The sequence below is a fragment of the Candidatus Nitrosocosmicus franklandus genome (genome assembly GCF_900696045.1).
In the GTDB taxonomy this organism is placed as follows: Archaea; Thermoproteota; Nitrososphaeria; order Nitrososphaerales; family Nitrososphaeraceae; genus Nitrosocosmicus; species Nitrosocosmicus franklandus_A.
Genome location: NZ_LR216287.1, coordinates 810,496 through 828,312 on the forward strand (window position 1 = coordinate 810,496; position 17,817 = coordinate 828,312).

A 17,817-nucleotide genomic window follows, 5' to 3' on the forward strand; every position below is an offset into this window, starting at 1 on the left:
ATTTTTTCTAAATAAGATATATTCATTAAAAAAAATCATATTTTCATCATCGAAAAGAGAATGAGTTTTGATGATAAAAGAGATCATTCATTCATAAAGTAGATGTAAAAGTCTAAAGAGAATCGCCTTGTTTTATTGCACTTTATCTAAACCAAATTCATGATGTAATGTTCTGACGGCTTTTTCGCAATCGTCATCGTTAACCACAAATGCAAGGTTTAATTCAGAAGACCCTTGGGCGATCATTATTACGTTGATATCGTTCTTGGCAATTGATGTAAAGATTCTACCAGCTATCCCCTTTATCCCGCGCATACCAGATCCAACAACAGTAACTATTGACACATTTTCTAATACATTTAGATGTTTGATAACTCTTCCTAGAAGTTTCAGCTCCAATGACGTTATCGCCTTCCCCAGATCATCTTGTTTAAGTATCATAGAAATACTAGATTCAGATGGTCCCTGAGAAATCATCATTATATTTACTTTATTTTTGGCAAGTGTTTGAAAAATACTTGCAGCTGTCCCAGGTGCTCCAACCATTCCTCCCCCACCTACATCTATTAATGCAGTATTGCGTATGGAGATTATTGATTTTACTATATTAGTAGAAACTTTCAACACAGGGGTGATAGTAGTACCAGGATTGATTAAATTTAGAGCATTTCTAATTATGATAGGAATATTAGAATCCATGACAGGTTCGAGAGCTCGTGGATGAATATATTTGGCTCCAAACAAAACCATTTCAGCAGCTTCGTTGTATGATATTTCTGACAAAACTTGAGCTCCATTTACTATCGACGGATCGGCAGTCATTAATCCATCCACATCACTCCAGAGATACACCACATCCGCATTAATACAAAAAGCAATAATTGTTGCCGTATAATCTGAACCGCTCCGTCCTAAGGTGGTAACATGATCATGTTGATCTGCTGCTATATACCCGGTTACGACAGGAATAATATTTTTCTGTAATATAGGAACTAATCTAGCATTTACCCGAAATTTTGTAGTATCCATTAATGGGCTTGCTTCACCAAAATTTGAATCCGTAACAATACCAATCTGTTTACCAGTAAAATAATCAGAATTTAAATCCTGATCCTTTAAAGAATAACTAACGATAGGCGCCATTAATCGTTCTCCAAAGGAGAGAATATGATCTAATGAACGTGGAGTTACTTCAGCTATTAACACCAATCCTTCAAGTACTGCTTGAAATTCGCTCATCACTTCTAACACAGCATTCTTTGCCTGTTGTCGAAGTTTTGGATTGGTTATCGCTCCTTCAACTAATTCTATGTGAACTAATGTCATTTCATCGATAAATTTTTTAATCGCTCTCTTGTCACTTTTGACTAGCGAATCCGAAAGAGCAATAATTTTATCAGTAACACCATACATAGCAGAAATCACACATATAATTTCAGGAGTATTTTTGTTAATTCTAAAGGATTTTACAATCTCCACAATTTTCTTTATTCTTTGTGGCGAATCTAGAACGGAGCCACCAAATTTCATAATAATTCTCATGCTATTCTCTCCTGCCGTTTATAGACAATAGTTTCATTAGAGTGTACCCAAACTATGATTTGGGTACAGCATTTCTTGTAGAAATTTGAAAGATAAAAAACACATGGATCAATTCGCCCCTAATCCTGAACTCGAGGTGCAAGATAAAAGTGAATACGACCTATATTGGCTATACGGAATTCAAGTCTAATTGGCATTTTACTAGAATATTCTATGGCAGCAGCGACGCCAACAGAACCAATCGATTTTACTATTTTAAGCAAATAATCGAGGCTATAGGTAGCTTTGGATTCTTCTTTAACATCTATTTCCTCTAGTCCTTCGCTATTTGGTTCCATAATTACGATCGCTTCACCAGTGTCACTTTTTCCTACAAATTCTACTTTTTCAGGAAAAGACTCGATTTCCACGTATTCGGATACAACTTCAATATCAGATAATATCTTATCAAATGACGGCAACGATATTACTAGCTTTGAATTAAACGACAATTTGGGTAATGGGGTAGACCCCGAAGAACTTTCAATAAGTCGCATTTTGTATTCTCTCTTGTAACTACCACTTGTTTTTATCCTCAATACATCTTGGTCACTAATAGAGATCTCTAGTTCATCTTTCTTGTCAGTTCTTTTGATCAATTTTGAAAATTCAGATATGCGGACCCCAAACTTTAGTTCCGAATCACATTTATAACTATCAAACGCGGTATTGGGCCAAAAAATATCAATTAGTGCAACATGAGACGGATCCATTCCTCTAAAAGATATCCCTTCAGAAGTTGCTTCAAATGTTGCCTCATCTACTAGTGTAGAGATAGCAGAATTAATTATTTTCCATCCCTCCGGAGATTTTGTCTTGGCTACAAACATCATTTTTATTAACTATATTAAAAGTTACTTAAAAATACCGAGCTCTTAAGAAAACTTAAGAATAATTTCTCCAGGTATGGCTACATTTTGTACATCTATAGAATTGAGTGGTTGCTTCATCAGCTGAGCGCGTTTGCAACATCCACCAAAACGCTAAATTATTTTGACATTTGGGACATTCAATATTTGTAGTCGGCAATCCCTCAATCGGTCTATCCGAATCCAGTATTTTTAAAGTGTCATCAGAATAATCATAACTGGAAACGGTACTGACGATACTCGCAGTACTTGTATTATTATCACTGACTATAATGTGACCGCATTTGAGACAAGTTAATGTTTGATCTTCCTGTCTATTCCTTAACCTGGAGTCACATTTAGGACAGAATTTCATGTTATTATCACCACATTCATCTTAGATTTCAACTTCCTATAGTTAATTTAAGCATACCAGCAAGATCATTGGTATACCTGATGGCGGAACCTACCGAATCATCAACTGCCTTATATGGGTCATTCTTGTTGGTTATTATCTTGAGCATATATTCACGTATTAATGGATGTTTTAAAACAACTCCTGTAAATTTATTATCCAAGTCCTTCTGTATCTCATACTGAATTATATATAAAATAGATATATCTATATCATGTATTTTAAACTCTAATTCTTTGTCTTTAGCATGTGTTACTTCAGCATGCATATATAAAAGACAACTACATATTGAGGATATAAATGATACCTTCTCAGTATCTAAATTGGAAGAAAATGTCAGCTATATCGATGATTTGACTTTAGTAAAGTCAAATCATGAGAAGCAAAAGGAAGACCCAATCACATTTACTTTGCGTTTTGGTTTAAAAGGATTAATTCGTAACCAATTAACACAGAAAAATTGGGAAAAAGCATATAATAAACACGATAATTCCTTGAGGATTACCACTAATTTGAATGTCAAGGTTAATGGCAGAGTTATCGATACAATAAAGCTAGTTAGAAAGGCTATTTTCTTTTGGACTAGAAACCCAAAAATCGACCACCGAATATGGGTTATGATTGTAAAGGATGAAAATCCATTTTATCCACTCGAAGAAGAAGAGGCAAGGAAATTGCTATTCGACTTTGAGAAAGAAATCGAAATTGAAAGGAAATACTTTAAGAAAGGAAAGAATGACATCATCATTTCAGTAAAATTATCTTGGGGTAAACATGATTTTATAGATAAGCAAAGCATAGAGAAAGAATTAAAGATTGAAGACACAGAACTAGTTTGATTTTTTACTTTAATTAATCTAATTTAAATATGTCTTATAATTGCCTTATACATCATGGCAAAATTTGATGGTATAAAAGGACAGGAACTTCTAGATGTAGAGGAAAGCGAAAATGAATTGACTCTGATTTTTAAGGATAATAGATACTTATTTGTGAAAATCGAAAACGGAAAACTAGTAAGTGACTCGGTACCCGAATAAGAAATCTCCTGTAAGACATGAATTATCGGCTTTCCATTAGGTCATGGACCTAATTCAATAAGAATTTTATCTCTATCTATATGAACTTTGTAAGTCTTCAAATTCCCTGAGTATCTCCACTGATCATTTTGTTCTACCCAAGTTGAATCCTTCTTCCAAGATTTCATTTTTTCTAGTTTTCCAGTAAAGATATTGTATTCATAACCATGCATGTAACAAACAATATTATCACCATTCAAGCTACCTTTTGATAAAGAAGCTCCCTTATGTGGACATATATTGTTAAAGGCAAAAATTCGATCATTTTTTTTCCCTATTACGATTTCTTCCTTTTCTATTGTGATTTTCTTAAATGGTCCAGAATTCAGATCATCTATCTTCAAACCGGTGTCAAAAATCACGAATAAAGTTTAAAAACCCTTACTTATAAATTAATCAAACTCTAGTTAAAAAAAATTAGAGTATTGGCTTTGTCATGGTGATTGACTCTGTCATCTGCTTGTACAATATTAAAAAACGTCTTCCTTTGTCAGTCATCTTATAAATTTGAGCCCCATCATCATAAACTATCAGATCGTTTTTCATAAGTTGGGACAAGTATTCTTTCATTTGAAGAAAGGAAAGATATACTTTATACATGATTTTAGCCTGTATTGCACCGTTATCACCTACTGTTTCTAGTATCATTGCTATTATTTCTAGGCGGCTTCTATTTTTCATTTTATCCAAAGTAATAATTAATTTAAAAAATAAAAACGGAGCAATACTAAGACCAATAGATATGTATTAGTGGTTTGTTCGATTTGATGGTATTGAAATTATAATATATATGATACTAATCATTCAAACAAGCAGTTTTATATTATGAATGCTCAAATTTTGAAGAAGCAAAGAAAAAAGCTGAACACGTTATTAGTTTATTTTATGAAATAGGTAGAATAGAACTTGTCAGATATAAACGGATCAATTGTGATAATTCAACAAGAATCTTACTACACATACTTTGACTAACCATATACTAAAAAGATCATCACATAGAAATAATTATTTATGAGACAAGTAATTTTTCATATGATTAAAGAATGAATTATCCAAAACAAAATCAATGTTTTATACACAGAGCATCGAAGTTGCCTTGATAATGGTTTAGGTTTTATTGTCTAGTGGAGAATAATCCCATCTGAAGAGAAGAGGAAAACAACATAATAATCCATGTCCCATGTTTTCATAATAATATAGGAATGATCATTTTAATAGACAGACTATCCAAAGATAAATAAATAAAATATCCGTCAAATAGAAAGAGTGTCGAGAAGGATTGCAGATGTTAAAAGAGAGAACGAAATAGGCGCGAACGTCTCACTAAGAGGATGGGTACACAGATTAAGAAAACAAAAGGAGAAAACTTTCATCATCCTCCGTGATGAAAGAGGGGACATCATACAAGCTGTATGTCCATCGAATTTAACTAAAAAACTCACAATTGAATCATCTGTCGAAATAACAGGAAGGTTGGAAAAGGATGATCGTGCTATAGAGGGAGGATATGAATTAAAGGTCAACAAGATTACTATTTTTAATATAGCTGCAACCGATTATCCAATTGGAGAATATCAAAGTGACGAGATATTACTAGACTATCGACATCTAACTCTTAGGACACGTAAATTTATATCTATTGGGAAACTAAGAGGATCTTTATTAAAGTATTCTCGACATTGGTTCGATAAAGAGGATTGGATGGAGGTAACTCCTCCCTTGCTTGTGAAAGGCGCAGTTGAAGGCGGGGCAACTTTATTCGAAGTCAAATATTTTGATAATATCGCATATCTTTCTCAAAGCTCTCAATTGTATTTAGAAGCCATGATATACAGTTTAGGCCCTGTATGGACAATTAGTCCCTCATTTAGAGCAGAAAGGTCAAGAACCGTAAGACATTTAGCGGAATTTACTCATTTGGAAGCAGAGATTCCTTGGATAGGGTTGCCAGACCTACTTTCGATTCAAGAGAACCTGATATATTACATTATTACGATGATCAAGACATACAATCAAAAGGAATTGAATTTTTTAAGCAAAGATGCACTTAAAAGATTAGAAAAAATATCACCCCCTTTTGAAAGAATCAGCTATGGAAAAGCCATTGATATTTTAAGATCCCTTGATTGTAAGATTATGGATCAGGATGGAAAGGAAAGAAATATAGAATGGGGTGATGACCTCAGTACCGAATCAGAAAGAGAATTAACAAAGGACAGAACTAATCCCATTTTTATAACTGAATATCCATTGAAAATAAAGCCATTTTACGTTAAACAAAATCCATCGGATGAGAATACTGGTCTAGCAGTGGATTTACTGGCTCCATATGGATTTGGAGAAATATCAGGTGGAGGAATAAGGGAAGATAACTTGTCCGTCTTAAAAAACAAGATTAGACAATCAAACTTAAAAATTGATGACTACTTGTGGTATTTGGATCTAAGAAAATACGGATCTATACCTCATGGCGGGTTTGGATTAGGAATAGAAAGGTTTCTAAGATGGATCCTGAATTTTGACGACATCAAGGATGTAACATTGTTTCCCAGGACAATGTCAAGAATTCTTCCCTAAGTTTGGATTACAAGATTGATAATCCTTATTTTCTTGATTAAACATTCTATGGTTAAATTCAGTTAGTTTTTTGAGAGAACTGACTCTCTCTTCCCTTGAAATTTCTGCGCCTTCAATACACGATTGCAATAGTCTAGTAGATTCATCATAATTGCTCTTGTCGATAAAGAACGGTACCCCATCTTTACCCCCATGAGCGAATGTAAATTTTACGGGATCATTCCACGAGGTTTTTGACCCAAAGATTAGTTCAGCTATTAATGACACGGCTCTAATAGTAGATGGACCAACTCCGGGTATAGATAAAAATTCCTCATAAGTAGAAGGATGGATATCATAGATTTTTCTCATCAAATTCCAATCTATTTTTCGAGGCATATAATAGTGTAAATCAGAAGCAGGATCAGAAAATTCTGGTAATCTAAACAGATTATTATTAATCACGGGTTGATTTATCCAGTTATCAATCGACATATCTTTCCTACGAGTTGAAATTTTAGACAAAGAATCATATATATTAGCTAAATTTTGATGATCGTTTACCAAATCCAATGATGTTTTTTGATTTTCAATAGAATTCCTGTTTGTCATATCAAGGACTTTGTTTCCAAAGTTTGCGTCACCTATTAAACCTGAATGCGGCTCTAGAACATATCCATTCTTTAGCCATTTTGAGAACCAGTGATATCGTCGAGATGTATTTGTACTTGTATTCATTCCCTGTTGAACGACAGACCAATTACCACATCCATCAAATATTATGTTGTGATGATACAGCGCATAAAAGTCCTGGATAGCACAATTGTCAACCTTAGCACACATCTTGCTAGCATAAATTAAAGTTTGGATTTTATCTTCGGTTAGATTAAATTCGTGATTGCATATATTCTGTATTTCACCTAACGTTCCTTTAGCTTTTTTTCCTTTGCCTCCTGCTATTGCAATTCCATGTGATTCCACGGAAAGTGATTGTTTCAAAACGGCCATTACAACAGTAGTTAATCCTGATGAGTGCCAATCAAATCCTAAAACACATCCAAAAGCCTGAAACCATAGAGGATCCGACAGTTTTTTCATAAATTCAAGAGTACCTTTATCATCAATAATCACTTTCGTAATACATCCAGCCAATTTAGTCATGCGCCGGATCAAATAAGTTGGTGGATTTCCAGAATGCAGAGGTAATGTAATGCTATTATAATTTACCATCAAAATGAATACTGTCATTGATAATATTATCTTAAGGGAATCATTACTTTGAGGATAAAATAATATTGGATCAGAAAGAAACAGTGATACATATGCTTCTGACACGCGAAGAGGAAAAAGGATTATCCGGCGAGTATGGAGAAGGACTATCGATCGCATACAGGATTTTGGTCGCTATTGGGGAAGCAACTAATGCAGAGAAACTAGTACCGATTAATTGGGCACATGTTTCAGGGGTGAACTACAACACAATAGGTGATAGCGGGCTTGAATTTTTAAAAAAGATCAGTACTGACGGGAAAGTTAGTGTAACTACTTCATTAAATCCAATGGGCTTTGATAGAGACAATCGTCCAGACTTGTCAACTGAATTCATTGAGAAACAAATGGAAATAGTTCAAGCATATGACAAATTGGGAGTTACTCCAACATTTTCATGTATCCCTTATGAGTTGATGCCGTTACCATCAGAAGGCACTCAAGTTAGTTTCGCTGAGAGTAACGCAGCAGTACTTGCAAATTCGTACTTGGATCTTAAAACAAATAAAGAAAGTGCATTAAGTGCGTTAGCTAGTGCCATAACTGGAAAAGCCCCCTATTCAGACTTGCGAATTGATGAAAATAGGAATCCAAAAATAGAAATCATAAATGAAATGGAATTGGAAAATGAATTAGACTACGGATTATTAGGATATTTTGCAGGCAAGACGATCCAAAAAAGCTGTACAGGTATTTGTAATGTTTCCAATAGTTTAGAAATTTCCAAATTAAAATCGCTTGCAGCAGGAATAGGAACTTCTGGTTCTTGTGGGATGTTCAAGATTCAAGAATCAGATAGAACGATAGAAAAGATAAAGTACGATAAAGTAGAAATGAGAAAGACAAAAGACGAGTTAAACACAGCAGAGGATGGTCAATTGATTACATTTGGGAGTCCGCAGTTAGGAATGGATGAGCTAGGCCAACTTCATACATTATTACGAAATAGAAAATTTACCAAACCATGCAAAGTTTTCTGTCCAAAAACTGTATATTGTAAAGCCAAGAATATGGGGCTGACAGAATCATTAGAAAAATGCGGTGTAAATTTTATATCTGATGCTTGCACTTGTTTGACTCCACTCATAACTAGACAAGACTATGATAGCATAATCACAAATAGTGTCAAAGCATCCTATTACATGAAAACATCAAACAAAATTTCCGTAGCATTAACGAGTACTAAAGACATTATAAGAAAATATACTAGATAGTATATTAACAATTTTGATATAAGCAAAGAAGGATGTCGATTTTGTTTTGGAGATAAATTGTAAAAAAATAGTCAAAGGTAAAACTGAAGGGTCGATTTTGTTATTACAAAAGCCTATAAATTTTCTAGGGATGGCAAATACAAAGACTGGTGAAATTACAATCAGTAATCAAGGACAAAGAACTTATAAGCTAAGGGATAAGATCCTTGTTTTTCCAAATTCGGTAGGAAGTAGTGTAGGTGCATATACAATTTTTGCGCTTAAGTATAACACCAATAGTCCAAATGGTATGATCTGTACAAATAAGGTTGACATCACTACTGCTTCTGGATGTGCTATATCAGATATTCCATTGGCGCTAATTGACCAAGATAACTACAATCTTCTGGTCAGAACTATTGATAGTTATTCTATTCAAAGTAATGAAATAAGGGTAACTCTGGATACAGAAAGAGAAATCATCAATGTCGATCTGAATAAATCTTTATAGACTATACTGGACATTAAGGTTGTCTCGGCACATGGTTTTCGATGGGCGAACTGACCATGAATTTGGAATGAAGACAAAAATCCATGTGTCGAGATTCTTAACTAATGAGAAATCTAATTGATTCAAAACGTTTTTGTATAGTTCTCTATATAAGACACTATTGGTCAAATTTTGTCCTGAATGTGGAGGCAGTCTTAGTTTTGACGGAATCACAAAAAACTTTATTTGTAAAGGATGTGGTCTTTTCGCACCTAGAGAGAAGATTGAAGAATTGCATGAAAAAATAAACACAAGAGAACAAAGGAACAAGAGCGAGGATTACCTCGAATGGTGGCAATCATCAAAAAAAGAAAAGAAAGAGAATTTCTAATAATTAAAAATTTTTTTTGTTTATTTCCAGCATTTGTATGGTGGTGCAAACTGAACAAATATCGTTTGAAGATGTTTCCCCACAATTTAGACAAGTATTCTTCATATTATGGTTATTTTCTACAGATTTTACTAGCTTAGACAGTTTGTTCATAGAATTAAAACAATTATATTTTATGCCAGGATGAGTTTTTTCTAAATCATTAAAAAATGATCGAAATTCCGACCTAATACTTTCATTCATATAAGGACACTGATCAGTTTGAAATTCTATTCCACTGTGAAATGCATAGAATACGATTTCACTTTCATACAACTCCACAAAAGGTTTGATCTTTTTAAGACCACTGCTGTACTCGATTGGTCGTGGGTACATCCACCCTATTCGGTCTACGTCGCCTGAGAAAAGATTAATCATAAATGTTTGTAGATAATCATCCAAATTGTGAGCAGTTGCTAGAACATCAGCATTCAAAGATATGCTAGCCAAATCAAGAGCTCTACGTCTAAAGGTACCACATATTGAACATGAGCTGAATTTATCAGACGGTCTTTCAAGAATAGCCTCATCCATACTCGAACCAAAAAGATCTTTATAACTAAAAATTCTTAATTGAATTTCCTCCTCTTTACAAAAGTTCTTGACTAAAGAAAGAGATTCATTACGATAACCCTCTATACCTTCATCAACTGTAATCGCAATGATTTCATTATTATTGTTTTTTGATACCTTCTTTAGGACATGTAACAAAGCAAGGCTATCTTTGCCTCCTGATACACCTACTGCTATCCGCTGACCAAAACTTAGCATAGAGTATTTTGAGATAGTTTGCAAGGTTTTCTTTTCAATAGAGTATATAAAACATGATTTGCAAAGAAGTTCGCCAGAGTAGCGACGATGATAGACGGCATTTTTCTTTTTACACTTGTTACATAGCGACATCATGATAATAAATAGCAATTTATGAATACAATTTAAAAACGTTAAATATGTAGATAGTCAAGTAAGCCAAATCCCATTTTTTTGTGATTTTTGGACCCGATATCCATAAGAATATAATAGAAAAATAATTATATGAAAAAATTGCCCGATTTGTTCGAGCTATTTTAAGAGGTATTATTTGTTTCTGTAAAAAGATCTTGCGAAGGCTGTCCATGCATTGAATGTATTGGTAGTATAGTCTGTAAAAGCATCCAATGCTTTATTGTAAAGCTTTACATTTTCACGAGTTGTATCTATTGCGTCAAAGTTAAACTGATTGCCAGCAGTAAATGCCTTTACAAAGTTGTCTATATTTTCATTCGTCTTGTTAAATAACTGTTGATATGTTTCGTTTGGCTGTGCCTGAGAAACGTTCACAAATTCCTTTATCAATCCTTTTTGATGGGCTATTGTCTTGTTAATTACGTCCTTGGATGATTGAATAACTTCCAATTGGAAATCTGATACTGACTGTAGGAATCTTGGTTGAATTTTTACATATTCATCTATCGACTTGATCATATTTTCTTTAATTGTATCTAAAGTTTTTTCAACGGACTGTTCGGTGAGGTTTATGTATGAAGATATGTTATTTGCTGTCTGTGTATTAGCGTCTTTAATTTCTTTGCTCATAGTATATATATATTAAAGGGATCTTATAAACTTTACCATAAATAACCATTATTTTCCATATAAAGTCGTTAAATGGAAAAATGGAAAAATAAAAAATTATACTTTTGTTCCACAGTTTCCGCAGAACTTTTGTCCGTCACTAAGTTGATTTCCACAATTTGTGCAGAATTTTCCGCTTGTGTAGGTACCCTCAGGTCCCGCAGCAACAGCTCGCTTACTACCGGTTCTGCCTGCAGCAAAGAATGCAGCTGATATACCACCCATAACTACTGCTATTATTATTATCATCAGTACTGTGTTATCTAAATTAGTACCAAACATTGCAGTACCAGAACCATATGCGCCTGCTGATTGAGCATTACTTATCTTCTCTCTTGCCAATTGAAGTTGCTCCTCCAATGTTGCTGTGCCAACGTCACCTTGTGATCCATATTGTGCAAAAGCAATGTTAAATCCTGGTAATAATAGTATAGAGCCCATTACCAATGAAAAAGCCGCTACCATTAACTGTGCCTTATTCATATTAAAAATTACTCAGATAGGAATTATATAACTTTTATGTTATGACAGAATAATAACATTTAAGATATGTAAATTTTCATACAAATATAGCGAATATGGCACGAACTCACGCCCACACTCATGGAAAATCTCATTCTATTAGGCCAACTTCCAAGAATGCACCCTCTTGGACCATGGATGGTGAAGAAATCATAAAAACAATAGTCAATTTCGGTAAGGATGGAATGTCTGCCAGTGAAATTGGTTTAAGATTAAGAGACGAACTTGCAATCCCGTTGGCAAAACCAATAATAGGAAAAACCATAACTCAAGTATTGGAAGAAAATGATATTAAACGATCCATGCCCGAAGACTTGGAAAAGCTTGTTCGAAAAGCATTGGGATTACAAAAACATTTGAGTATCCATAATAGCGATAAAAGAAATGTGAGGTCTCTCGAACTGATAGAATCAAAGATTCACAGATTATCAAGATACTACAAAAGAATTGGCAAGGTATCTAAAGATTGGAAGTATGCATCAGTTATAGCCAAACTAGAATAGAGAATGGGAGATAAGAACCTCGAACACATCTTATCATCAACAAGCAGCCTGTTATTTGACCAAATAGAACAGAAAAAAGTTATATTTATTATTTCAAATTCAACCGTCGATGGGATAATTAGTAGTTCTATAATCTTTGATTCAATCTACCGTATGGGAGGTAATGCGGTTATCAGATGCGAAGATTCTGGTAACTATGAAGAGTCAAAATATAGAATAGGAAACCTAATAAAGGAAGGATATGATTCTTTCATCCTTTTGGATTTTGATTCTAATTTCTATGATGAGATTGTCGATTTGATTACACATAACAATTATTTTTTGTTCATTAACGCAGATAAAGATTCATCTAAGAGCAAAAATTCAATAGAAACTGACAAGGTTAGATATCTCAATACCTACAAGATAAAGGACATCCTGAATTTAGACAATGCACCTACAATTTCGAGCGTCGTATATTACTTGATAAAGGATATTGATAGGAAAATAACTCAAATGTCGTATTTACCCTTAATAGCAGAAATTTCAAAATTCTCAAATGCCATATATGATAGACCAAATGAACCCTACAATGAAATATTACAAACTGCCATGTCGTTAAATTTGATTGAAAAGAAAAAAGACCTGGTATTCGTTGGAAAACCCACCTCTTCGATTATTAGTGTATTGGAGGACAACACATCCTATTTTATCAAAGGATTAACTTGGAACAGGCAGGCCTCTATTAAAGTTCTACAAAGATCTGGAGTACTGTCTGCAGAAAATAAGAGAGCAAAGTCTTTGGACGAGCTTGAAGAAAGAGAGATTAACGAAATAGTAAACTCTATTGAAGAATTTGTTGAAAAAGAGAATTCGAATGATGATGATACAACTTTAGTAAGCAAGAATTTAAGAGAAAAATTACTTTCGTATAACTATGTTCTTACAAGTGAGGAGTCGAATAGTATTCTTAAAGGGTCTTACTCATTCGCAAAGGCGCTAGAATCATGTATTAAGAGAAAAAGCATTGGTCTCGCATTGGCAATTTCTCTTGGAGATCGATATGATTTGCTGAACGAAATCCGGGATCAGATCCAATCAGACAAGTTTAAAATTAGAAAAAGTGGTTCAAGAATCTTTTCCGAAAAGTGGAGGTGCTACGAAGATGGAAAAATAACATTTGTAAATGGTGAGGGAATATTAGATGAGAAACAAATTGTCGAATTCGCTGACCTATTAGCAAAATCACACTCCTTTTCGGATAAAATAATATGTTTAAGAACTACTGGAACCTCGAGTGAAGAGATGTACAAATATATTTTGATGAGTGGAGAATCCATTAAATTAGACGCCGTTAAATTAAGAGAAAAAATAAAGGAATTTACTGAAAAGCAAGGCTTGTCAATCAAATACTGTTCTCCTACAAGGTATTACAACGATAGAAAAAACATCAATATAGAAGTAATAGTGCCCGTGAATAAATTAGAAGTATTTTTATCGAATATAAAAAAAATAATATTGGATGTTAACACCCCCTAGTCTCTGTTTTGATGTAAATATAACAATAAAATGCAGAAGTACAAATGAAGCGATCGCAACTTACAAGTCATTGATTGTAGACAATATAGATATTCCTTCTAGCTTAGTCATAGACATAAAAACGGAACAAGAGAATCTTTTTCTTCACGTAAAATTCACAAGAAGCGAGGCCAGGGAAAATAATATTAACACTTTAATCAACACAATTGATGAGATTATGGAGCATATTACATTAATCAGGAATGTGATAAGCGTTGATTGATTCAAGGATCATAAAAGAAAACCCTAAACTGGTTAAAGAAATGCTTATCAAGCGAAATATCAGCTTCCCTATAGATGAGCTTTTAGATTCAGATAAGAAAAGAAGAGACCTAATAGTGAGATTACAAAACTTAAAGCATCAAAAAAATACACTCGCAAAAGAAATTGCCACAGCAAAGAAAAGAAATGAGGATATATCTGAGAGTGTAAACAAGATGGAAGAGATCGGGAGACAGATAAAAAGAACCGAAGACGAAACCAAAGAAAACGATCAAATCTTCTTAAAATATATTTATAGCTTACCCAACTTTCCACATGAAAGTGTTCCTATTGGTAGAGACGCAACTGAAAATGTAGTTATCAAGAATGTTCCATCAATAATTATTAATTCCAATGATATTTCAAATAACAGATATGATAATAAGAATAATAACCCTAACATCGTTTTTGACATAAAAAGAAAGAGTCACGTTGATCTTGCTACTGAGTATGATCTAGTGGATTTTGAGAGAGCAGGAAAAATATCAGGCTCTCGTTTTTATATTCTAAAGAATGAATTGGTCAAGTTGAGTATGGCCCTGTCAAATTTTGCTCTGGACTATTTGATAAAAGAAGGATATACGGCAATTCAACCACCGTTTCTCATAAGAAGAGAAGCTATGGAAGGGGCAGTTATTTTGAGCGATTTCGAAGACACTATTTACAAAGTAGAAAATGAAGATCTTTACTTGATCGGAACATCAGAACACCCTATGGCTTCAATGCATATGAACGAAATTATTGATGGAAAAGATCTTCCCATTAGATATGCAGGGGTTAGTTCATGTTTTAGAAAGGAGGCTGGAGCCCATGGTAAAGACATGAAGGGCTTATTTAGAGTACATCAATTTGAAAAAATTGAGCAATTTGTGTTCTGCAAACCAGACGATTCCTGGAAGGAACATGAAAAACTATTAGAAATTACAGAGAGATTTTATGAAATGCTAGAAATTCCCTTTAGAACCATAATTCTATGTACGGGGGATCTAGGAAAAGTAGCTTCGAAAACATATGATATTGAAGCCTGGTTTCCAGTGCAAGGTGCATATAGGGAAATATGCTCTTGTTCTAACTGTACAGATTATCAGGCACGAAGTCTAAAGATAAGATTTAGAAATAATCCAAACGAGGAAACGACACTAGTTCATACGTTAAATAGTACTTTGGTAGCCGTTCAGAGAACTTTAGTTGCCATAATGGAAAACTATCAAACTTCCCGTGGAACTATTGAAATCCCGAAAGTATTGAGAAAGTATATGAATAATTTAGAAGAAATAGGCAATAGAAGATAGTTATTTTTTAAAATAGCACAATTTTGTTTAGAAATAGAGAATATTTATGGTAGAAGGAAATTGATGTTTTTTCAAATTACATAACCAAAATCTATATATCCTAGTTGTCAGGCTCATAATATAATGAGCTTGTTAAGCGTACTGTCTCAAACAAGTAGTATGTTCCAAAACTTTGGCTTACAAATCGGGCCACAATACGACCCCTTGTTCTATGACGTCATGATCTACATATTTGGAACTATGTTATTTGGAGTATTTTTGTTAGGTGCAATTTCATTTTGGCTGAGAAGAAAAGGTCTTGGAGGTCAATCCGCAAAAGAAAAATGGACCCAAGAATTAGAGAAATATTTCCAAAGAGAGCAGATAGGATTAATGCCTGACGAAAAGCATCATTGGTAAACTATCGCACTCTTTTTTATTCATTTTAAAAAATTTTCAATTATAATTTTATGAATTGTATCAAATTATAATTAATCATTGGGGATTATCACTCGGTGAAATTGAAACTATCAATAATCTCTTCAAAATCTATGTTGTGATCGAGTCAGAAATTCAAAAAAATAGTTCATACGCAAGTATTCTCGAGATTGAATTCATCAAGAACGTATCTGAAGAGTTTTTTAATTGTATTTCGATCGACAGATGGAACCTTTTTGTAGATGTCATAAAAAATATCAGGAAAAGAAGAGGAAGCAAGGGATTAAGATTTAAGCTCATCATAACAGAATGTTTCGAGCAAAATCAATATGGAGATGAAGTCATTGATAAGGAAAGTTCCAATTTTGACACGAACGACACAGAAGATGAGATCGAACTCTTGTTTTGCAGAAGAATGATATATCTTTTAGGAAACAAAAATCATAATGAATTCACTAAGGGCGTGGAGCGAATTGAAATATCAATTGAAAATATTAGAGTTATTCAATCAAACCAAGAAAATGGATCCGTCACTAACAGAATCCCAACCTAACGAATCCCCAAGTAAGGAAAATAAAGATAATACTGGTCAAGTGAAAAACGACATGAAACACTTACATTCAGAATCAAATATCCAACTTTTTGTTTTTGTATTTGACCATAACAAAAGAATATGGAAGACGCTGTAACTGGCTAAAGAGTTTGGTTAGCTTAGTTAGTTCACCCCATAAATTAAAAAGTCAAGTCACATAAAGTTCAGAATATGGGAAAAATAGATAGCACTGACAATAGTGAAAACATGATAAATTTGTATTTTGAAAAAGAAGAGACACAGACTGACCAAGTCCTTGAAGGTCGTGTATCTATAACTTATGAAGGCAGGTTTGATAGCATTAGCATTAACTCTCAAATTGAAGGTTCCTCCGACGTTTTTACCTATATAGAACTACAGGGCAAAAAAATCAATCACCCTTATGCGAGACTTCCAATTATGAAAAAAGAGATATTAGAACCAAAAAACATTCAGTTTAAAGTCAAGACTTTACATGTGCCGTCTGATGATGGTTCAATGGCAAAGTTTAGAGCAACCTTGATTCAAGAACACAAGGAAATAGGTTCTGCTGTCAAATTTATCAGAATTAAAAAAGGTAAAGATTAACCTTAACCGAAGTTTGGCTCTACATCTACCTTTCCAGTCATCCACGGGTGAGGTTCACAATGATAAGCATATTCACCACGCTGTGTGAAAGTAAATTCAAAAGTACCCTGTGGAGGAATAAGACCTATAGTAGCTAAAGAGTCAAAGCGACCATTTACTGGATCTTCATAATCGTTATCAGTAGTTACAGTATGTGCTGTCACATCATCGTTGGTCCAGACAACTTTATTAGACACACCCAATGTAGCACGCACTTCCTTAGGTGAATAAAAATTGGGATTCTCAGGTAAAGAGGCGCCTTCGACTATAGATATCGATGTAATTCCTGATGGGTTTAATACTTCTTCAGGAACATCTGGCGTGGCATTCATGGCTGGTGTATAAACAAACTGATAATAAACTAAACTTATGGTAATAATTACTACAAAAGAAATGATACTAATCCCGCCAATCTGGGACTGCTTCTTTACTCGTTCCAATTGAGTTTTATTTGACAAACGATAATAAATATTTTATTTATCGAAAAAATGTCAATAGCATTATAAATGTTTACTAGAGACAGAACAATATTTTATCGAAAAAAGTTAGAAAATATCGAAGAAAATGGAAAAGCTTATGCATGGATTGAAAT

24 protein-coding genes are annotated in these 17,817 nt (G+C 33.7%); 13 read left to right on the plus strand and 11 right to left on the minus strand.

All coding sequences use genetic code 11. From position 1 onward, the window contains the following. Positions 1 to 132 precede the first annotated feature (132 nt). The 4 genes from NFRAN_RS03730 to NFRAN_RS03745 form a co-directional block, all read right to left on the minus strand. Positions 133 to 1,530 (minus strand): aspartate kinase, encoded by a 1,398-nt coding sequence (locus NFRAN_RS03730; protein WP_197731107.1) that lies wholly within the window; start codon positions 1,528 to 1,530, stop codon positions 133 to 135. Between the two features lie 131 nt (positions 1,531 to 1,661). Further along, positions 1,662 to 2,414 (minus strand): proliferating cell nuclear antigen (pcna), encoded by a 753-nt coding sequence (pcn, locus tag NFRAN_RS03735; protein WP_134483150.1) that lies wholly within the window; start codon positions 2,412 to 2,414, stop codon positions 1,662 to 1,664. A gap of 52 nt (positions 2,415 to 2,466) precedes the next feature. After that, positions 2,467 to 2,805 (minus strand): transcription factor S, encoded by a 339-nt coding sequence (locus tag NFRAN_RS03740; protein ID WP_134483151.1) that lies wholly within the window; start codon positions 2,803 to 2,805, stop codon positions 2,467 to 2,469. Positions 2,806 to 2,833: 28 nt separating this feature from the next. Beyond that, positions 2,834 to 3,112 carry an RpoL/Rpb11 RNA polymerase subunit family protein gene (locus tag NFRAN_RS03745; RefSeq protein WP_134483152.1) on the minus strand — a complete coding sequence of 93 codons (279 nt, stop codon included), beginning with the start codon at positions 3,110 to 3,112 and terminating at the stop codon, positions 2,834 to 2,836. A gap of 55 nt (positions 3,113 to 3,167) precedes the next feature. On the opposite strand from NFRAN_RS03745, the gene NFRAN_RS03750 reads away from it, so the two are divergent. Then, positions 3,168 to 3,683, plus strand: coding sequence for a hypothetical protein (locus tag NFRAN_RS03750; protein ID WP_134483153.1), 516 nt, complete (start codon positions 3,168 to 3,170; stop codon positions 3,681 to 3,683). Positions 3,684 to 3,737: 54 nt separating this feature from the next. Beyond that, the gene (locus tag NFRAN_RS13585) at positions 3,738 to 3,884 is read left to right on the plus strand and encodes a hypothetical protein (protein ID WP_172602095.1); all 147 of its coding nucleotides are present in this window, start codon (positions 3,738 to 3,740) and stop codon (positions 3,882 to 3,884) included. Positions 3,885 to 3,925: 41 nt separating this feature from the next. Here NFRAN_RS13585 and NFRAN_RS03755 read toward each other — a convergent pair whose 3' ends face one another. Both NFRAN_RS03755 and NFRAN_RS03760 read right to left on the minus strand, forming a co-directional pair. Next, positions 3,926 to 4,285: a Rieske (2Fe-2S) protein gene (locus tag NFRAN_RS03755; protein WP_134483154.1), complete on the minus strand. Its 360-nt coding sequence runs from the start codon at positions 4,283 to 4,285 to the stop codon at positions 3,926 to 3,928. Positions 4,286 to 4,340: 55 nt separating this feature from the next. Further along, complete coding sequence (locus NFRAN_RS03760) at positions 4,341 to 4,604, minus strand: DUF4364 family protein (RefSeq protein WP_134483155.1); 264 nt, start codon at positions 4,602 to 4,604, stop codon at positions 4,341 to 4,343. 585 nt (positions 4,605 to 5,189) lie between these two features. Between NFRAN_RS03760 and asnS the strand changes: the two genes are divergently transcribed. Then, a complete protein-coding gene (gene asnS / locus NFRAN_RS03765; RefSeq protein ID WP_134483156.1) occupies positions 5,190 to 6,500 on the plus strand; it encodes an asparagine--tRNA ligase in 1,311 nt (436 codons plus the stop codon). Here the strand turns inward: asnS and NFRAN_RS03770 are convergent. Next, the gene (locus NFRAN_RS03770) at positions 6,483 to 7,709 is read right to left on the minus strand and encodes a DUF763 domain-containing protein (RefSeq protein WP_172602096.1); all 1,227 of its coding nucleotides are present in this window, start codon (positions 7,707 to 7,709) and stop codon (positions 6,483 to 6,485) included. The two genes, asnS and NFRAN_RS03770, sit on opposite strands and share 18 nt — an antisense overlap. A gap of 65 nt (positions 7,710 to 7,774) precedes the next feature. Here NFRAN_RS03770 and NFRAN_RS03775 point away from each other — a divergent pair, with 65 nt between their 5' ends. From NFRAN_RS03775 to NFRAN_RS03785, 3 genes are all read left to right on the plus strand, one after another. Next, a complete protein-coding gene (locus NFRAN_RS03775; protein WP_232037928.1) occupies positions 7,775 to 8,962 on the plus strand; it encodes an aconitase X in 1,188 nt (395 codons plus the stop codon). 46 nt (positions 8,963 to 9,008) lie between these two features. Then, the gene (locus NFRAN_RS03780) at positions 9,009 to 9,452 is read left to right on the plus strand and encodes an aconitase X swivel domain-containing protein (protein ID WP_197731108.1); all 444 of its coding nucleotides are present in this window, start codon (positions 9,009 to 9,011) and stop codon (positions 9,450 to 9,452) included. A gap of 160 nt (positions 9,453 to 9,612) precedes the next feature. Continuing rightward, complete coding sequence (locus NFRAN_RS03785) at positions 9,613 to 9,822, plus strand: hypothetical protein (protein WP_197731109.1); 210 nt, start codon at positions 9,613 to 9,615, stop codon at positions 9,820 to 9,822. A 3-nt stretch (positions 9,823 to 9,825) separates the two neighbouring features. On the opposite strand, the gene NFRAN_RS03790 is transcribed toward NFRAN_RS03785, so the two are convergent. The 3 genes from NFRAN_RS03790 to NFRAN_RS03800 all read right to left on the minus strand — a co-directional run bounded on the left by NFRAN_RS03790 (position 9,826) and on the right by NFRAN_RS03800 (position 11,958). Then, positions 9,826 to 10,767: a TIGR00269 family protein gene (locus tag NFRAN_RS03790; RefSeq protein WP_425321211.1), complete on the minus strand. Its 942-nt coding sequence runs from the start codon at positions 10,765 to 10,767 to the stop codon at positions 9,826 to 9,828. A 171-nt stretch (positions 10,768 to 10,938) separates the two neighbouring features. Next, positions 10,939 to 11,436: a hypothetical protein gene (locus NFRAN_RS03795; protein ID WP_134483160.1), complete on the minus strand. Its 498-nt coding sequence runs from the start codon at positions 11,434 to 11,436 to the stop codon at positions 10,939 to 10,941. Positions 11,437 to 11,532: 96 nt separating this feature from the next. Further along, positions 11,533 to 11,958 (minus strand): zinc ribbon domain-containing protein, encoded by a 426-nt coding sequence (locus NFRAN_RS03800; RefSeq protein ID WP_134483161.1) that lies wholly within the window; start codon positions 11,956 to 11,958, stop codon positions 11,533 to 11,535. A 95-nt stretch (positions 11,959 to 12,053) separates the two neighbouring features. Between NFRAN_RS03800 and NFRAN_RS03805 the strand changes: the two genes are divergently transcribed. From NFRAN_RS03805 to NFRAN_RS03835, 7 genes are all read left to right on the plus strand, one after another. Continuing rightward, entirely contained in the window at positions 12,054 to 12,500 is a 447-nt protein-coding gene (locus tag NFRAN_RS03805) for a 30S ribosomal protein S15 (RefSeq protein ID WP_134483162.1), read from the plus strand. Positions 12,501 to 12,503: 3 nt separating this feature from the next. Continuing rightward, a complete protein-coding gene (locus tag NFRAN_RS03810; RefSeq protein WP_134483163.1) occupies positions 12,504 to 14,018 on the plus strand; it encodes a hypothetical protein in 1,515 nt (504 codons plus the stop codon). Then, positions 14,002 to 14,280 (plus strand): KEOPS complex subunit Pcc1, encoded by a 279-nt coding sequence (locus NFRAN_RS03815; RefSeq protein ID WP_134483164.1) that lies wholly within the window; start codon positions 14,002 to 14,004, stop codon positions 14,278 to 14,280. The genes NFRAN_RS03810 and NFRAN_RS03815 overlap by 17 nt, the downstream gene beginning before the upstream one ends. Further along, the gene (gene serS / locus NFRAN_RS03820; RefSeq protein WP_134483165.1) at positions 14,273 to 15,610 is read left to right on the plus strand and encodes a serine--tRNA ligase; all 1,338 of its coding nucleotides are present in this window, start codon (positions 14,273 to 14,275) and stop codon (positions 15,608 to 15,610) included. Before NFRAN_RS03815 ends, serS begins: the two co-directional genes overlap by 8 nt. Positions 15,611 to 15,733: 123 nt before the next feature. After that, complete coding sequence (locus NFRAN_RS03825; RefSeq protein WP_197731110.1) at positions 15,734 to 16,009, plus strand: hypothetical protein; 276 nt, start codon at positions 15,734 to 15,736, stop codon at positions 16,007 to 16,009. A gap of 55 nt (positions 16,010 to 16,064) precedes the next feature. Next, entirely contained in the window at positions 16,065 to 16,580 is a 516-nt protein-coding gene (locus tag NFRAN_RS03830; RefSeq protein WP_145988009.1) for a hypothetical protein, read from the plus strand. 210 nt (positions 16,581 to 16,790) lie between these two features. Further along, a complete protein-coding gene (locus NFRAN_RS03835) occupies positions 16,791 to 17,186 on the plus strand; it encodes a hypothetical protein (protein ID WP_134483167.1) in 396 nt (131 codons plus the stop codon). Between the two features lie 2 nt (positions 17,187 to 17,188). On the opposite strand, the gene NFRAN_RS03840 is transcribed toward NFRAN_RS03835, so the two are convergent. After that, positions 17,189 to 17,665: a cupredoxin domain-containing protein gene (locus NFRAN_RS03840; RefSeq protein WP_232037930.1), complete on the minus strand. Its 477-nt coding sequence runs from the start codon at positions 17,663 to 17,665 to the stop codon at positions 17,189 to 17,191. Between the last annotated feature and the right edge of the window lie 152 nt (positions 17,666 to 17,817).

Excerpts from the sequence above, each read along its gene's own strand:
- NFRAN_RS03825 (WP_197731110.1), top strand. The coding sequence starts at position 15,734 with ATGAGCTTGTTAAGCGTACTGTCTCAAACAAGTAGTATGTTCCAAAAC.
- NFRAN_RS13585 (WP_172602095.1), top strand. The coding sequence starts at position 3,738 with ATGGCAAAATTTGATGGTATAAAAGGACAGGAACTTCTAGATGTAGAG.
- NFRAN_RS03815 (WP_134483164.1), top strand. The coding sequence starts at position 14,002 with ATGTTAACACCCCCTAGTCTCTGTTTTGATGTAAATATAACAATAAAA.
- NFRAN_RS03770 (WP_172602096.1), bottom strand. The coding sequence starts at position 7,709 with ATGGTAAATTATAATAGCATTACATTACCTCTGCATTCTGGAAATCCA.
- NFRAN_RS03810 (WP_134483163.1), top strand. The coding sequence starts at position 12,504 with ATGGGAGATAAGAACCTCGAACACATCTTATCATCAACAAGCAGCCTG.
- NFRAN_RS03835 (WP_134483167.1), top strand. The coding sequence starts at position 16,791 with ATGGGAAAAATAGATAGCACTGACAATAGTGAAAACATGATAAATTTG.
- NFRAN_RS03740 (WP_134483151.1), bottom strand. The coding sequence starts at position 2,805 with ATGAAATTCTGTCCTAAATGTGACTCCAGGTTAAGGAATAGACAGGAA.
- NFRAN_RS03745 (WP_134483152.1), bottom strand. The coding sequence starts at position 3,112 with ATGCATGCTGAAGTAACACATGCTAAAGACAAAGAATTAGAGTTTAAA.
- NFRAN_RS03790 (WP_425321211.1), bottom strand. The coding sequence starts at position 10,767 with ATGATGTCGCTATGTAACAAGTGTAAAAAGAAAAATGCCGTCTATCAT.
- NFRAN_RS03805 (WP_134483162.1), top strand. The coding sequence starts at position 12,054 with ATGGCACGAACTCACGCCCACACTCATGGAAAATCTCATTCTATTAGG.
- NFRAN_RS03800 (WP_134483161.1), bottom strand. The coding sequence starts at position 11,958 with ATGAATAAGGCACAGTTAATGGTAGCGGCTTTTTCATTGGTAATGGGC.
- NFRAN_RS03795 (WP_134483160.1), bottom strand. The coding sequence starts at position 11,436 with ATGAGCAAAGAAATTAAAGACGCTAATACACAGACAGCAAATAACATA.
- pcn (WP_134483150.1), bottom strand. The coding sequence starts at position 2,414 with ATGATGTTTGTAGCCAAGACAAAATCTCCGGAGGGATGGAAAATAATT.
- NFRAN_RS03730 (WP_197731107.1), bottom strand. The coding sequence starts at position 1,530 with ATGAAATTTGGTGGCTCCGTTCTAGATTCGCCACAAAGAATAAAGAAA.
- NFRAN_RS03760 (WP_134483155.1), bottom strand. The coding sequence starts at position 4,604 with ATGAAAAATAGAAGCCGCCTAGAAATAATAGCAATGATACTAGAAACA.